Here is a 15,623-nt window from a genome sequence, read left to right on the forward strand (position 1 = left end):
CTCGCCCGGTGGACCACGCAACCGACCCTGCCGACGCCCGCCAGGAGTATGCGGACGCGGTGCTCGCTCTCGTCGCGGTGATCCCGAGCGGGCGGGCCATGACGTACGGCCTCGTCGCGGAGATCGTCGCGGAGTCCCTGGGCCGGGGTGGCCCGCGCCAGGTGGGCCAGGTGCTCGCGCGCTCCGACGGCGACGGCCCCGGCGATGCGGACCTGCCGTGGTGGCGCGTGGTCAACGCTGCGGGATCCCCACCGGCCCATCACCTGACGACCGCGCTCGCGAACCTGCGGGCCGAGGGGTGTCCCCTGCGGCCGAGCGGCGAGCGCGTCGACCTGCGCAGGGCGGTCTGGTTTCCCGAGCAGCCTTCCTGAGTCCCGGAGCCCCGTGCGAGCGACGCCTGGCGTACCGCGCACGGGGCTCCGCGATCGGCGGGACCTAGGCCCGGGCGAGCAGCCCCGCGACGGTGCGCACCGCCGTCGGGTCCCCCTGGACCAGGAGGGTCGTGACCGCGGTGCGGCGCCACGCCTCGAGGTCGTGGGCGATCTTGGCCTCGGGCCCTACGAGCGCGACGTCCTCGACCAGGGCGGTCGGGACGGCCGCGACGGCCTCGGCCTTGCGGCCCGCGAGGTAGTGCGCCTGGATCTCGTCGCACGCGTCCGAGTAGCCGAGGCGGTCGAGCGCGTCGCGGTGGAAGTTCGCGCCCTTGGCGCCCATGCCGCCCACGTAGAGCGCGATGAAGGGGCGCACCTTGTCGGCGGCCTGCTCGACGTCGTCGGCCACCACGACCGGGACGGTGGCCGAGACCTCGAAGCCGGCGGCGGGGGAGCGCTCGTCCGAGCGTCGGGCGAAGCCCTCGTCGAGCAGGCCGCGGAACAGGGGGTCCATGCGCGGGCTGTAGAACAGGGGCAGCCAGCCGTCGGCGATCTCGGCCGCGAGCGAGATGTTCTTGGGGCCCTCGGCCGCGAGGTGGATGGGGATCTCGGGGCGCAGCGGGTGCACGGTCGAGCGCAGCGCCTTGCCGAGCCCCGTGGTGCCCTCGCCGGTCAGGGGCAGCTGGTAGAACTGGCCGTCGTAGGTGACGGGGCCCTGGCGTGAGATCACGTCGCGCACGATCTCGACGTACTCGCGCGTGCGGGCCAGGGGACGCGGGTAGGGCTGGCCGTACCAGCCCTCGACGACCTGCGGGCCCGAGACGCCGAGCCCGAGGATCGCACGCCCGCCCGAGAGGTGGTCGAGCGTCAGTGCGGCCATCGCGGTCGCGGTGGGGGTGCGGGCGGACATCTGCGCGACCGCGGTCCCGAGCCGGATGCGCGAGGTGTGCGAGCCCCACCACGCGAGCGGCGTGAAGGCGTCCGAGCCGTAGGCCTCGGCGGTCCAGATCGAGTCGACGCCCAGGCGGTCCGCGGCGACGATCGCCTCCTGGATGCCGGGCGGGGGTCCGGCGGACCAGTAGCCGGTGTGGATGCCGATGCGCATGGCGTTCTCCTCGTGTGTTCCTCGGCGCTGAGGTGCGGACGGGTCCGCGGGCTCGACGTGCGTCGAGCGAGGTTCCCAGAACCGGGAGTCCTAGGAACCGCGGCTCAATCTACCGTGCCCGACGCCGGGTACCCGCCACGGCGGTCGGCCTGCGGAGGGTCGTGGTCTGGCCGGGAGCGCCCGGAGGCGAGGCGGCAGCGTGGCCCGTCGCCCCGGACAGCACAGGAGGGGCGGCGCGCGTGGCGCCGCCCCTCCTGTGCTCGGCCTGATGGCCGTCGGTCGTCAGATCACGTACTCGATGAGCAGCGACGGGTCCTCGGCCGGCTCGGCGGGCGAGACGACCGGCTCCGGGACGCGGTTGCGGGCCGGGACCCCCACGGCCACCGACCCCGCGGGCACGTCCTTGACGACCACGGCGTTGGCGCCGACCTGGACGTCGTCGCCGACCCAGACCGGACCGAGGATCTTGGCGCCGGCCCCCACGACCACGCGGTCGCCCAGGGTCGGGTGCCGCTTGCCGCGCTTCATCGAGCGCCCGCCGAGGGTCGACCCGTGGAAGAGCAGCACGTCGTCCCCCACGACCGCCGTCTCACCGATGACCACGCCCATGCCGTGGTCGATGAACAGGCGGCGCCCGATCTTGGCTCCCGGGTGGATCTCCACGCCGGTCGCCGCCCGAGCGACCTGGGCGATGATCCGGGCGGGCAGGCGCAGAGCGGGCTCGCGCCACATGCGGTGCGTGAGGCGGTACGCCCACACCGCGTGCAGGCCCGGGTAGATGAGCGCGACCTCGAAGCCGTTCCGCGCCGCGGGATCGCGGTGCCGAGCGGCCTCGAGGTCCTCCCTGAGGACTCTCAGGAAGCGTCGCAGGGGACTGGGAGGTCTCATCAGTCCAGCAGGTCGGCGTACAGCACGGAGGTCAGGTAGCGCTCGCCGAACGACGGGATGATCACGACGATGAGCTTGCCGGCGTTCTCCGGACGCTCCGCGAGTCGCAGGGCGGCCGCGATCGCGGCGCCGGACGAGATGCCCACGAGCAGGCCCTCCTCCTTGGCGGCGCGACGCGCGTACTCGACCGCGGTCTCGGCGTTGATGTCGATGACCTCGTCGTAGACGCTCGTGTCGAGGATCTCGGGCACGAAGTTCGCGCCGATGCCCTGGATCTTGTGCGGGCCGGGGGCGCCGCCGTTGAGGATCGCGGACTCCTCGGGCTCGACCGCGACGATCTGGACGCTCGGCTTGCGCTCCTTGAGGACCTGACCGACCCCGGTGATGGTGCCACCGGTGCCGATGCCGGCGACCACGATGTCGACCTCGCCGTCCGTGTCGGCCCAGATCTCCTCGGCCGTCGTGGCACGGTGGATCGCGGGGTTGGCCTCGTTGGCGAACTGGCGGGCCAGGATGGCGCCCTCGCGCTCGGCCACGATCTCGTCGGCCTTGTTGACCGCGCCCTTCATGCCCTCGGAGCCCGGCGTCAGGATGAGCTCGGCGCCGAACGCGCGCAGCAGCGCGCGACGCTCCTTGGACATGGTCTCGGGCATCGTCAGGACGATGTCGTAGCCGCGTGCCGCGCCGACCATGGCCAGGGCGATGCCCGTGTTGCCCGAGGTCGCCTCGACGACGGTGCCACCCGGCTTGAGCTCGCCCGAGGCCTCGGCCGCGTCGATGATCGCGACGCCGATGCGGTCCTTGACCGAGTTCGCGGGGTTGTAGAACTCGAGCTTGCCCACGACCGTGGCGCCGAGGCCCTCGGTGAGCTTGTTCAGGCGGACGAGGGGCGTGTTGCCGACGAGCTTCGTGACGTCGTCGTAGATGCGTGCCATGACTTCCTCTTCATCGTTGGTGGCCTGCGGCGAGAGCCGGGACCGAGGGGGATCAGCGGGAGCTGCCTGGGGTGGCACGGGGCTGCGACGGGGCAGGGGACGCGCCACGGGGCCTGTCGTCGGGTGGAGCGTCTCCCGGGGGAGGGGACGCTCTAGCGACAGGTGGGGCACGGACAACAGGACAGGGCGCGCGCGGGGGTGCTCACCGCGGGGGAGGAGCCGGCGTGACGCGTGGTCATGATCGCTCTCCTCGTCCTGTCTCGTCCTTGCCCGCAGTCGCTGCCCGCGCCGTGGTCGGCGAGGTGCCCTGCGGAGTCATGGTGCCTGGCCCGAGGCTATCGGCCCCTGCACCGGGCTGCAACGGTGTCTCATCCCCGACCGGACCCCTCGCGGGTGAAGTCGGTTGGCACGGCTCGCGGGGGAAGACGCGTGGGTCGTCGCACGCAGGCGCCGACGCCGTCGGGCGGGCTTTCCTTCCCGTCGCGAGGTGCCGGGCTCGCACCTGTCGTCGGGAACGTCCGTGTGCCGTCGCGCGGGGAGTTCTCGGGGACGATCCACTGGGCGCAGATCGACCTGGGTGACGACGATCACGGTCACCTGATCGATCCGGAGGACCAGCTGGCCGCAGCCATGCGGCACCAGTAGACGGTCGTGGGACGACGACGGCGGCCCTGGGATCCAGGGCCGCCGTCGTGGTGCGGAGCGGATGACGGGAATCGAACCCGCGTGATCAGTTTGGAAGACTGAGGCTCTACCATTGAGCTACATCCGCGCAGAAGAGACCGCCGTGGTGGCGAGGTCTGCGGCGCTACCTTAGCAAAGGTCCGGCAGGGTCGTCGCACCCGGGGCGCCCGTGCGGGACCTGCCCCGTGCGGGCGCGGGTCAGGTGAGGCGGAACGTGGCATCGCACGTGCGCGAGGACCCGTACACTTGGCCGTTGCTGGTGGTGGAGCGGTGCGTCTTCCCGAGGGGAGCTGCGTCTCGCCGCCGCCCGTCGCCTCCGGGTGACGTCTCCATCGGGGTGTGGCGCAGGTTGGTAGCGCGTCCGCTTTGGGAGCGGAAGGTCGCAGGTTCAAATCCTGTCACCCCGACGAGCACGAAGGCCCCTGTTCCGCCCACGGAGCAGGGGCCTTCGTCGTCCCGCGGGCAGGGTCGCGCTGGCAGGAACCTGACAGATCAGGCGAATCTGTCTTATGGGATGAGATGCGCAGGCCGTTTTGAGCACTTCGCCCGCTTAGGGTGGCAATAGATCGTTAGCGTTCCTTCCATATCGGTCGTCGTGACCGGTTGCCGCCGAGTCAACGTCGCCGCGGCGAGCCATCCGCGCCCTCGGGCGCACCTGGTATCGAAGCGGAGAACTCCTGTGACAGCCCTGCGCGGACAAAGACCTGCCCCGCTCCTCACCGGTCGCCCACCGGCGACCCACGACCGGTCGGGGCGCCCGCTCGAACCGGCGGACGCCCCGTCGTCGGGACGTGCCCGGTCGAGCGACCAGGCCGCCGTCACGCCGGGCGCCCCGCCCACGACGAGCGGGATGCTCCTCCCGTCCCCGCCGGACGACGACGACGTCTACCAGGACCTCGAACGGCTCCAGCGCTGGGTGCAGCCCGTGGGGATCGTCGCCACGCTCCCGATCCTCGTCGCTGTGTGCCTGTTCGCGGCGCGCTCGCCGTGGCTGTGGGGTCTCTACCTGACCGTCGGGCTGACCCTCGTGAGCATCACGCTGTGGCTGCTGACCGGGACGGCGCGCGGCCGGGTCACGCGTGCCTCGCACGAGCAGAAGGTCGCCGGGTGGACGCCGTCGACCCACCCGAGCATCGACGTCTACCTGCCCGTGTGCGGGGAGGACGTCCGGGTCCTGGACAACACCTTCGGGCACGTCGCCCGGCTCGACTGGCCCGGCGAGGTCGAGGTGTGGGTCCTCGACGACGGGGCCGACCCCGAGGTCGAGGCGCTCGCGGCCCGCCACGGCTTCCGCTACCGGGTGCGCCCGGACCGCGGCCACCTCAAGAAGGCCGGGAACCTCCGGTCGGCCTACCGCGTCACGACGGGGGAGGTGATCGTGATCTTCGACGCCGACTTCTGCCCCCGCACCGACTTCCTGCACCACCTGGTCCCGTACCTCGACGACCCGACCGTGGGCATCGTCCAGAGCCCGCAGGACTTCGACACCGACGAGTGCATGGGGTGGCTGCAGCGCACCGCGGGCGCGACGCAGGAGATCTTCTACCGCTGGGTCCAGCCCTCGCGCGACCGCTACGGCGCGACCGTGTGCTGCGGGACCAACGCGCTCTACCGGCGCTCGTCCCTCGACACGGTCGGGGGATTCCCGGAGATCGACCACAGCGAGGACATGTACACGGGCATCGCCCTGCTGCGCACCGGGTTCGTGACCCGGTTCGTCCCCGTGCGCCTCGCCCGCGGCCTGTGCCCCGACGAGCTCGCGCCGTTCCTCACCCAGCAGTACCGGTGGGCCAACGGCTCGGTGGCCCTGGTCGCGGACGGACGCGAGGCCACGGCGGGGCTGGACCGTCGGCAGCGGCTCGCCGTCTGGGCCGGCTTCGTCTACTACTCCGAGACGGCCCTGTTCGCGCTCAACCTGTACGTCCCTGCGATCGTCATGTGCTTCTGGTTCCCGGAGCAGGTCAGCCCGACGAGCTTCCTGGTCTTCCTCCCGAGCCTGTGGGTCCTGCTCGTGCTCTACCCGGCGGTCCACCGCACCAGGTGGCGGCCAGAGGTGCTGCGGGTCCAGCTCGCCCAGAGCTTCAGCCACCTCGTGGTGCTCGGGCACGCGCTCGTCGGACGCAGCGCAGGCTGGGTCCCGACGGGCGGCAAGGGCTCGTCGAGCGTGCTCGCCCGCACGATCGCGCGGGTCATGGTCGTCACGCTCGGCCTCGGGACCCTCGCCTGGGGTGTCGGCGTGGTGCTCGGGGCCGCGGCCCACGGCCTGGACCGGTACTGGGCCATGGTCGTGCTCGCGGGGTTCTACGCGTACGTCACGGTCCCTCTCGTCGTGGCCGGCCTGCGTGTCCTGGCGCCGCGGGGTCCGAGCCGGTCTGCTGCGGGGCCGAGCGCTCCTGCCGGCGGTTCGCGCGTTCCCGTCGTGGCCGAGCCCGCAGGGGCCCGAGCGTGAGCGCGCGCTCCGGAGGCGGTCTCCGCTGGCCCGCCGTCACGGCGCTCACGACGGCGATCGCGTTCGTGGGGCTCCTCGCGTCGGGCGTCTTCGACCCCATGATCGGGGCCTTGTGAGCGCGCGGACCGGGCGTGACCGGCCCGGGTTCCGCGGCGACGTCGAGGGGCTGCGGGGGCTCGCCGTCGTGCTCGTCCTGCTGTTCCACGCGAGCGTCCCGGGCGTGCCCGGGGGCTACGTGGGCGTCGACCTCTTCTTCGTCGTCTCGGGCTTCCTCATCACGGGGCTCCTGCTGCGCGAGCTGACGTCCTCGGGACGGATCGGCCTGCACGCGTTCTTCGCGGGCCGCGCGCGCCGCATCCTGCCCGCGGCGTGCGTGGTGCTCGTCGGCACGGCCGTCGCGGCCTGGTGGGTGCTCCCTCCGCTGCGAGCGCGCGACACCATGATCGACGTCCTCGCGAGCGCGCTGCAGGTCGCCAACCTGCGGTTCATCGCGCAGGAGACCGACTACATGGCGGCCGCGTCGGCTCCCAGCCCCGTGCTGCACTACTGGTCCCTCGCGGTCGAGGAGCAGTTCTACGTCGTGCTCCCGCTGCTGCTCGCGCTGACGGGGGTCCTCGCGGCGCGCACGCGTCGTCGCCCCCTGCCCGCCGCGGTGTGGGTGCTCGTGGTGGCCACGGTCGCCTCGTTCGTCGTCTCGCTGGTCCTGACCGCGAGCGACCCTGCGGTCGCCTACATGTCGCCGCTCACGCGGGCGTGGCAGTTCGGGGTGGGAGGCCTCCTGGCGGCGGCGCTGCTCGGCAGGCCCGACGGCGCCGCACCGCTCTCGCACGCGAGCCTCGCCCCGGCGCGTGGTCGCCGGGGGCTCCGGCGCGCGACGTGGACGCTGGTCGGTTGGGCCGGGTGCGCGGCGATCGGGTGGTCGGCCGTCGTCTACGACGAGGCCACGGCGTTCCCCGGGATGGCAGCGCTCCTGCCGACCCTCGGGACGGTCGCGATCCTCGCCGCGCCGGCGGACGTCCGGGTGGTTCCCGGGACCGTGGGGCACGTGCTGGCGACGCCGCCCGTGCGGTTCGTCGGGCGGCTCTCGTTCGCCTGGTACCTCGTGCACTGGCCGGTGCTCGTCCTCGCCGACGCCGCGTGGGGGCCGCTCGGATGGCCCCAGCGCGTGGTCCTGACCCTCGGCGCGGGCGGCCTCGCGTGGCTCGTGCTCCGGTGCGTCGAGGCCCCGCTCCGGCACTCCCCGGCCGTGGTGCTCCGGCCCTCGGCGAGCTATTCGGTGGGGTTCACCGGGGTCGTGCTGGCACTGACCGCGAGCCTGGGCGCCGGGTCGGCGGTCTACGGGGCGCTCGCGGACGAGGACGTCGCGGCGGCGGACGTCGCGCTCGACGAGATCTTCGATCCTGCCTCGCTCGCACGCACCGGGGGACCGGTGTCGCCAGGGCTCACGCGCGCGGCGCTCGACGCCCCGCCCGCCGAGACGCCGTGCCTGGGCTCGCTGAGCCTGAGCGCGACCGACTGGCCGGACGAGTGCGTCGTCGGACCGCCCGGCGGGCCCGAGGTCGTGCTGTTCGGCGACTCGAAGGCGTTCCAGTGGAGCGGGGCGCTGCGTGACATCGCCCTGGACCAGGGCTGGCACCTGACGATCGTGACCAAGGGAGGCTGCACGCCCTCTGCGCTGCCGCAGGCTCTGCTCGAGGAGTCGCAGCACTGCGAGAGCTGGCGCGACGCGCAGGTCGCCCGGATCGCCGCGCACGCCGACGTGGTGATCCTGGGGTCGAGCGCCGCGTACTTCCTTGACGAGCAGGCGGCCGACCTGCGGCTCGACGCCTGGCGTTCGACGTTCGACCGGTTCGCCGAGCACGACGTGCCCGTCGTGTACCTGCGAGACACCCCGACGCCCGTCTTCGACGTCCCGAGCTGCGTCTCCGGGGCGATCGACGACTGGGACGAGTGCGCGTTCGCCCGGGCCGAAGGACTGCCGCCCGACCCGCTGCTGGTCGACGTCGCGCTGGGCGACCTGCCCGGGGTCGAGGCCGTCGACGTCTCCGGGGTCCTCTGCTCGACCGAGCGATGCCCGGCCGTGCTCGGCGGGCTGCTCCTCTACCGCGACGGCAGCCACCTGACGGCCACGGCCGCCGGCGTGCTGCGTCCCGAGCTCGAGCGCGCGCTGCTCGCGACGTCGGCGCTCGGGGGCTGACCGGCCGGGGAGCCGGGGGACCGCGCGAGGGCGCGGCCGGGAGCGCAGGAGCCGGGCCGGGGGCCTCCCCAGCCCGGCTCCGTCGCCCCGTCGGTCCTCCCGGGCTGGGCCTGGTGTGCCGGGAGGGCTCGATGCGGGCGCCGGCGCCGGCACCGGTGCCCGCACCCGCGCCACCGCCACCGCCCCTGCTTCCGGCGAACCGACGCCCACGAGGTGTGGCGTACCATGGACGGGTTGTCCGTGCGCCCTTCCGGTCGGAGCCCTTCGAGGCTCCTGCCCGCACCGCTCGAGGCGACGCGATCGACCAGGCGCCAGCGCCTGCCCCGATCGATGAACGTTCGAACAGGTCCCGCTGCAACCGGCGGGACATGCACGCACCCCGTTGCCGCACGTCGGCTCCCCGATCAGTTGGAGATCATCGAAGTGAAGAGCGCCGTCGAGACCCTGGACCCCACCAAGGTCAAGTTGACCGTCGAGGTGGAGTACGACGAGCTCAAGCCGAGCATCGACCACGCCTACAAGCACATCGCGGAGCAGGTGAACGTCCCCGGTTTCCGCAAGGGCAAGATCCCCGCGCGCATCATCGACCAGCGCGTCGGTCGTGCTGCCGTGCTCGAGCACGCCATCAACGACGGCCTCTCCGGCTTCTACCGCCAGGCCGTCAACGAGTCGGGCATCCGCCCGCTCGGCCAGCCCGACGTCGAGGTCACCGAGGTGCCGCTCGACGCCGAGGGCTCGCTGCACTTCACGGCCACGGTCGAGGTCCGCCCGGAGATCGAGATCCCCGCGCTCGACTCTGTGAAGCTCACGGTCGAGGCCGCCGAGGTCTCCGCCGACGACATCGCGGAGCGCCTCGACGCGCTGCGCGAGCGTTTCGGCACGCTGGTCGGCGTCGACCGCCCCGCAGCCGAGGGCGACTTCGTCGTCATCGACCTCAAGGCCGTCATCGGCGACGAGGAGATCGACTCGGTCTCCGGCATCAGCTACCAGATCGGCTCGGGCAACATGCTCGAGGGCCTCGACGAGGCGCTCACGGGCCTCTCGGCCGGCGAGACCACGACCTTCAAGGCGCCGCTCGCGGGCGGCGACCACGAGGGCAAGGAGTCCGAGGTCACCGTCACGGCCACCTCGGTCAAGCAGCGTGACCTCCCCGAGGCCGACGACGAGTTCGCCGAGCTCGCGTCCGAGTTCGACACGATCGAGGAGCTCAAGGCGGACCTGCGCGAGCAGGTCGCGAGCATCAAGACCTCGAACCAGGCCGTCGAGGCGCGTGACGCTCTCGTCAAGCACCTCGTCGAGAACACCGAGATCCCTGTGCCCCAGGGCGCGGTCGAGGCCGAGGTGCACCGCCACCTCGAGTCCGAGGGTCGTCTCGAGGACGACGCGCACCGTGCCGAGGTCGTGGTCGACGCCACCAACGCGCTCAAGAACCAGATCCTCCTCGACACGCTCGCCGAGCAGCTGAAGATCAAGGTCGCCCAGAACGAGCTCCTGGACTACCTCGTCAACGCCTCGCGCCAGTACGGCATGGACCCGAACGAGTTCATCCAGTCGCTCGACCAGGGCGGCCAGATCCCCGCCATGGTCGGCGAGGTCGCGCGCTCCAAGTCGCTCGCCGTGGCACTGCGCCAGGTCGAGGTCAAGGACTCCGAGGGCAACGTCGTGGACCTGAGCGAGTTCATCGGCTCGGACGAAGAGGACGCTGCTGCTGACGCCGCGGCCGCCGCTGCGGGCGAGGACGTCACCGGCATCACCGACGAAGAGGGCATCGAGGTCGTCTCCGAGGACGAGGCAGCAGCCGACAAGGCCTGATCTCCCCGAGGAGCGGCTCGACGAGCTGCCCGACGACGGCCCCCACCTCCGCGCGGAGGTGGGGGCCGTCGCGCATGGTCGGGTCGGCGACGGCACGGGGAGGAGGGCCCGCTCCCGTGTCCGGCGAGACCCGCGGGGTCGCCTGGGCGAGGGTCCCCGAACGGGCCCGGGAACGTCTGGTGAGCGGCGCCGTCGGGCAGCGGGGGAGCCCTTCCTGCGCCGACAGCGAAAACCCCGGATATCGGGACGGTTTCCGCTCCCTGCCCGCGTTAGGGTCACAGCAACGGTGACTCCGTCGACGACGGACGAGCCGACCAGCCGCGACGTTCGAGCGTCGCGAGCGACGAGGGAACGACGAAGGAGATGGACGTGAGCGATCAGTTTCCGGTGGCACGAGCCGAGGGGCCGGGACTCGGCCTGAACGACTCCATCTACAACCGGCTGCTCAAGGAGCGCATCATCTGGCTGGGCTCGGAGGTGCGCGACGAGAACGCGAACGCCATCTGCGCCCAGATGATGCTGCTCGCGGCCGAGGACCCTGAGAAGGACATCTGGCTCTACATCAACTCGCCCGGCGGGTCGATCACGGCAGGCATGGCGATCTACGACACCATGCAGTACATCCAGCCCGACGTCGCGACCATCGCGATGGGCATGGCGGCCTCGATGGGGCAGTTCCTGCTCTCCTCGGGCACCAAGGGCAAGCGCTACGCGACGCCCCACGCCCGCGTCATGATGCACCAGCCCTCGGGCGGCATCGGCGGCACGGCGACCGACGTGCGCATCAACGCGCAGCTCATCATGCACATGAAGAAGGTCCTCTCGGAGCTGACGGCCGAGCAGACGGGCCAGCCCCTCGAGAAGATCCTCAAGGACAACGACCGCGACAGCTGGTTCACGGCTCCCGAGGCCCTCGAGTACGGCTTCATCGACCACGTCGTGACGAACGCTTCGTCGGTCACGGGTGGCGGCGGCACGACGAGCAGCTGAGCTCGCCGACAACCCGCCCACACGTCCACGACCCCACCCGAGGAGACACCTTGAGCTACTCAGCCAGCCAGGAATCGCAGTACATCTCGACCGCTCAGCGCCTCGCGGGCGCCGGCGCAGGCGGCGGCATCGCGCTCCCGCACGGCGCACCGTCCTCGCGCTACGTGCTCCCGCAGTTCGAGGAGCGCACGGCCTACGGCTTCAAGCGCCAGGACCCCTACACCAAGCTGTTCGAGGACCGCATCATCTTCCTGGGTGTCCAGGTCGACGACGCCTCGGCGGACGACGTCATGGCGCAGCTCCTGGTCCTGGAGAGCCAGGACCCGGACCGCGACATCATCCTGTACATCAACTCGCCCGGCGGCTCGTTCACGGCCATGACGGCGCTATACGACACCATGCAGTACATCAAGCCGCAGATCCAGACCGTGTGCCTGGGGCAGGCCGCCTCGGCCGCCGCGGTGCTGCTCGCGGCGGGCCAGCCCGGCAAGCGCCTCGCGCTCCCCAACGCCCGCGTGCTGATCCACCAGCCCGCGATGGAGGGCGGCGGCTACGCGCAGGCCTCGGACATCGAGATCCACGCGAACGAGCTCATCCGCATGCGCGAGTGGCTCGAGGACACCCTGGCCATGCACTCGGGTCGTGACGTCGAGCAGGTCCGCGAGGACATCGAGCGCGACAAGATCCTCACGGCCAAGCAGGCCCTGGAGTACGGCCTGGTCGACCAGGTCCTGGAGAGCCGCAAGCCGGTCATCCAGAACAAGCCCTGATCGGGACAATTCCTCCCGACCCACCGGGGTGCCCGGCTGACAACGGGCCCCCGGTGGTGTGCAATGGGGTGTAGGTCGGCAGGTGCCGTCCGGACCACCGGGTCATCGACACCGGCGGAGCAGCAAGACCGAGGCTAGGAGGCTCGTAGTGGCTCGGATCGGAGATGGTGCGGACCTGCTGAAGTGTTCCTTCTGCGGTAAGTCCCAGAAGCAGGTCAAGAAGCTCATCGCGGGTCCCGGCGTGTACATCTGCGACGAGTGCATCGAGCTCTGCAACGAGATCATCGAGGAAGAGCTGTCGGAAGCGGCCGAGCTGGGGCTCGTGGAGCTCCCCAAGCCGCGCGAGATCTTCGACTTCCTCGAGCAGTACATCATCGGCCAGGACGCCGCCAAGCGAGCGCTGGCCGTCGCCGTGTACAACCACTACAAGCGGATCCAGGCAGGCGAGACGGCCCGCCCGTCGGACGACTCCCAGGTGGAGATCGCCAAGTCCAACATCCTGCTGATCGGTCCCACGGGGACCGGCAAGACCTACCTCGCCCAGACGCTCGCGAAGATGCTCAACGTGCCGTTCGCGATCGCGGACGCCACGGCGCTCACCGAGGCCGGCTACGTCGGCGAGGACGTGGAGAACATCCTCCTCAAGCTCATCCAGGCCGCCGACTACGACGTCAAGAAGGCCGAGACGGGCATCATCTACATCGACGAGGTCGACAAGGTCGCCCGCAAGTCGGAGAACCCCTCGATCACCCGTGACGTGTCGGGAGAGGGCGTCCAGCAGGCCCTGCTGAAGATCATCGAGGGCACCACGGCGTCGGTGCCGCCCCAGGGTGGGCGCAAGCACCCGCACCAGGAGTTCATCCAGATCGACACGACGAACGTCCTGTTCATCGTGGCCGGCGCGTTCGCCGGGCTCGACGAGATCGTCGCGACCCGCTCGCGCAAGCGCGGCGTGGGCTTCGGTGCCCCCATGGACACGCACGAGGAAGCGGACCTCTTCGCCGAGGTGCGCCCCGAGGACCTGCAGAAGTACGGGCTCATCCCCGAGTTCATCGGTCGTCTGCCCATCATCACGTCGGTCGCCAAGCTCGACACCGACGCCCTGGTACGCATCCTGACCGAGCCGCGCAACGCTCTGGTCAAGCAGTACCAGCGCATGTTCCAGATCGACGGGGTCGAGCTCGAGTTCGAGGACGACGCGATCGCGGCCATCGCGGACCAGGCGCTCCTGCGGGGGACCGGTGCCCGCGGGCTGCGCGCGATCATGGAGGAGGTCCTCCAGCAGGTCATGTTCGACGTCCCGAGCCGTGACGACGTCGAGCGCGTGGTCATCACGCGCGAGGCCGTGCTCGACAACGTGAACCCCACGCTGATCCCGCGCACGGCGATCAAGCGGGCCCCGCGCGAGCGGAGCGCCTAGCCGGCGCCGCACTTCTGACGCACGACGAAGGGCCCGGACCTCACGGTCCGGGCCCTTCGTCGTGCGGCAGGGACCGTCGTCAGGCCTCGACCGACACCTGCGACCCGTACAGGTCGTCGATCGTGGTCGAGAAGTCCTTGAGGACCAGTCCGCGCTTGACCTTGAGCGACGGGGTCAGGTACCCGTTGTGCTCGGTGAAGTCGGTCGTCAGCACCTGGATCTTGCGGATCGACTCGGCCCGCGAGACGGCCTCGTTGGCGCGGGTCACGGCGCGGTCGAGGGCCGCGAGGACCGTGGGGTCCGCGGCGGCGGTCGCGACGTCCATGGACGGCAGTCCGTGCGTCGAGAGCCACCCCGGGAGCATCTCGGGGTCGAGCGTGACCAGGGCGCCGATGAACGGACGCTGGTCGCCGACCACGACGACCTGGCTCACGAGCGGGTGGGCGCGCAGGCGGTCCTCGAGCTGGGCCGGGGCGACGTTCTTGCCGCCCGCGGTCACGATGATCTCCTTCTTGCGCCCCGTGATCCGCAGGTAGCCGTCCGTGTCGATCGAGGCGAGGTCGCCCGTACGGAACCAGCCGTCCTGGAGCACCTCGGCGGTCAGGTCGGGCTGGTTGTGGTACCCGCGGAAGACGTGGTCGCCCCGGACGAGCAGCTCGCCGTCGGGGTCGACCTTGATCGCGGTGCCGGGGAACGCCGGGCCCACCGTGCCGATCTTGAGCAGGCCGGGCAGGTTCACCGCGGTCGGTGCCGTGGTCTCGGTGAGGCCGTAGCCCTCGAGGATCGTCAGGCCGACCCCGCGGAAGAAGTGGCCCAGGCGCTCGCCGAGCGGGGCCCCGCCCGAGATCGAGTGCGTGAGGTCGCCGCCCAGCGCGGCGCGCATCGTGGCGAACACCAGTCGGTCGGCCACCGCGTGCTGAGCCTTGAGCACGACCGAGGGGCCGGACGGCTTGTCCAGGGCGCGCGAGTACGTGATGGCGACCTTCGCGGCCCAGTGGAAGATGCGGCGCTTGGCGCCCGCGCCGGCCTTCTGCTCGGCCGCGTTGTAGACCTTCTCGAACACGCGGGGGACCGCGAGGAGGAACGTCGGCTTGTACGTGCCCAGGTCCGGCACGAGCTGCTTGATGTCCGCAGAGTGCGCGAGGACCGCGGTGGGCGACGCGATGCACACGACCTGGATGAAGCGCGCGAACACGTGCGCCAGGGGCAGGAACAGGAGCGTGCGGGCGTCGGGCGTCGCGACGATCTCGCCGAGGCCCTGGACCCCGTTGCGGGCGAGGTGCACGAAGTTCAGGTGCGTGAGCTCGACACCCTTGGGGCGTCCCGTGGCCCCCGAGGTGTAGATGATGGTCGCGAGGTCGTCGCGGCCCGTGGCCGCGCGGCGCGCGTCGATCTCGGTGCGCTCGACCGCGGAACCGGCGGCCTGCAGGTCGGCGACCGCGCCGTCGTCGAGCACCAGGACGTCCCGGAGGAGCGGGAGCCGCTCGCGGACGCTCGCCACGACCTGCGCGTGCGCGGACGTCTCGACCACGACGAGGCTCACCTCGGAGTCCGACAGGATCCACTCGACCTGGTCGGCCGAGGACGTCTCGTAGACCGGGATGGGGACGGCGCCTGCGGCCCAGATCGCGAAGTCGAGCAGCGTCCACTCGTAGCGGGTGCGCGACATGATCGCGACGCGGTCTCCCGCGGCGACACCGCGCGCGACCAGGCCGCGGGCGACCGCGATCACCTCGTCGTCGAAGGCGCGGGCCGTGACGGGCTGCCAGGGGCCGCCCTGCGTGAGGCGTCGCTCGATCACCGCGTCGTCACCGGACCGCTCCGCGCGGTCGGTGAGAAGGGTGCTGATGCTGCTGGTGGCCGGTACCTCGACGAGGCTCGGCGACGCGAATTCGGTCATGTCTACTCTCCGGTGAGTGGTGGGGCAAGGACCGACTTTACTGTGTACTCGGCGTCTCATGTTCTTCCGGCCGTGCTCCGGCGGGCTCGCAGGTGCCTAGGA

At 71.4% G+C, this 15,623-nt stretch carries 12 protein-coding genes and 2 tRNA genes; 9 read left to right on the forward strand and 5 right to left on the reverse strand.

Annotation, left to right across the window (positions count from 1 at the left end; genetic code table 11):
- Window positions 1-8: 8 nt before the first annotated feature.
- Window positions 9-371 (forward strand): MGMT family protein, encoded by a 363-nt coding sequence (locus tag ASE27_RS08260; RefSeq protein ID WP_056648583.1) that lies wholly within the window; start codon window positions 9-11, stop codon window positions 369-371.
- A gap of 64 nt (window positions 372-435) precedes the next feature.
- On the opposite strand, the gene ASE27_RS08265 is transcribed toward ASE27_RS08260, so the two are convergent.
- The 3 genes from ASE27_RS08265 to cysK all read right to left on the reverse strand — a co-directional run bounded on the left by ASE27_RS08265 (window position 436) and on the right by cysK (window position 3,299).
- On the reverse strand, window positions 436-1,476 hold the full coding sequence (locus ASE27_RS08265; RefSeq protein WP_056648585.1) for an LLM class F420-dependent oxidoreductase: 1,041 nt from the start codon (window positions 1,474-1,476) through the stop codon (window positions 436-438).
- Between the two features lie 282 nt (window positions 1,477-1,758).
- The gene (gene epsC / locus ASE27_RS08270; protein WP_056648587.1) at window positions 1,759-2,364 is read right to left on the reverse strand and encodes a serine O-acetyltransferase EpsC; all 606 of its coding nucleotides are present in this window, start codon (window positions 2,362-2,364) and stop codon (window positions 1,759-1,761) included.
- On the reverse strand, window positions 2,364-3,299 hold the full coding sequence (gene cysK / locus ASE27_RS08275; RefSeq protein WP_056648589.1) for a cysteine synthase A: 936 nt from the start codon (window positions 3,297-3,299) through the stop codon (window positions 2,364-2,366). The genes epsC and cysK overlap by 1 nt, the downstream gene beginning before the upstream one ends.
- 429 nt (window positions 3,300-3,728) lie before the next feature.
- On the opposite strand from cysK, the gene ASE27_RS20220 reads away from it, so the two are divergent.
- Window positions 3,729-3,944, forward strand: coding sequence for a hypothetical protein (locus ASE27_RS20220; protein WP_157257462.1), 216 nt, complete (start codon window positions 3,729-3,731; stop codon window positions 3,942-3,944).
- 56 nt (window positions 3,945-4,000) lie between these two features.
- Here ASE27_RS20220 and ASE27_RS08280 read toward each other — a convergent pair.
- Window positions 4,001-4,071, reverse strand: a tRNA-Gly gene (locus ASE27_RS08280).
- Window positions 4,072-4,316: 245 nt separating this feature from the next.
- Between ASE27_RS08280 and ASE27_RS08285 the strand changes: the two genes are divergently transcribed.
- The 7 genes from ASE27_RS08285 to clpX all read left to right on the forward strand — a co-directional run bounded on the left by ASE27_RS08285 (window position 4,317) and on the right by clpX (window position 13,621).
- A tRNA-Pro gene (locus ASE27_RS08285) sits at window positions 4,317-4,390 on the forward strand.
- A gap of 443 nt (window positions 4,391-4,833) precedes the next feature.
- Window positions 4,834-6,432: a glycosyltransferase gene (locus tag ASE27_RS08290; protein ID WP_082608697.1), complete on the forward strand. Its 1,599-nt coding sequence runs from the start codon at window positions 4,834-4,836 to the stop codon at window positions 6,430-6,432.
- 112 nt (window positions 6,433-6,544) lie between these two features.
- Window positions 6,545-8,629: an acyltransferase family protein gene (locus ASE27_RS08295; RefSeq protein WP_056648591.1), complete on the forward strand. Its 2,085-nt coding sequence runs from the start codon at window positions 6,545-6,547 to the stop codon at window positions 8,627-8,629.
- Between the two features lie 423 nt (window positions 8,630-9,052).
- Complete coding sequence (gene tig, locus ASE27_RS08300) at window positions 9,053-10,441, forward strand: trigger factor (protein ID WP_056648987.1); 1,389 nt, start codon at window positions 9,053-9,055, stop codon at window positions 10,439-10,441.
- A gap of 363 nt (window positions 10,442-10,804) precedes the next feature.
- The gene (locus tag ASE27_RS08305; protein ID WP_056648593.1) at window positions 10,805-11,431 is read left to right on the forward strand and encodes an ATP-dependent Clp protease proteolytic subunit; all 627 of its coding nucleotides are present in this window, start codon (window positions 10,805-10,807) and stop codon (window positions 11,429-11,431) included.
- A gap of 50 nt (window positions 11,432-11,481) precedes the next feature.
- Window positions 11,482-12,201, forward strand: coding sequence for an ATP-dependent Clp protease proteolytic subunit (locus ASE27_RS08310; protein ID WP_082608699.1), 720 nt, complete (start codon window positions 11,482-11,484; stop codon window positions 12,199-12,201).
- Between the two features lie 148 nt (window positions 12,202-12,349).
- Window positions 12,350-13,621, forward strand: a complete 1,272-nt coding sequence (gene clpX / locus ASE27_RS08315; protein ID WP_056648595.1) for an ATP-dependent Clp protease ATP-binding subunit ClpX — start codon at window positions 12,350-12,352, stop codon at window positions 13,619-13,621.
- 79 nt (window positions 13,622-13,700) lie between these two features.
- Here clpX and ASE27_RS08320 read toward each other — a convergent pair whose 3' ends face one another.
- Window positions 13,701-15,521, reverse strand: coding sequence for a long-chain fatty acid--CoA ligase (locus ASE27_RS08320; RefSeq protein ID WP_056648596.1), 1,821 nt, complete (start codon window positions 15,519-15,521; stop codon window positions 13,701-13,703).
- Between the last annotated feature and the right edge of the window lie 102 nt (window positions 15,522-15,623).

This window comes from Oerskovia sp. Root918 (genome assembly GCF_001428945.1).
Lineage (GTDB): Bacteria > Actinomycetota > Actinomycetes > Actinomycetales > Cellulomonadaceae > Oerskovia > Oerskovia enterophila.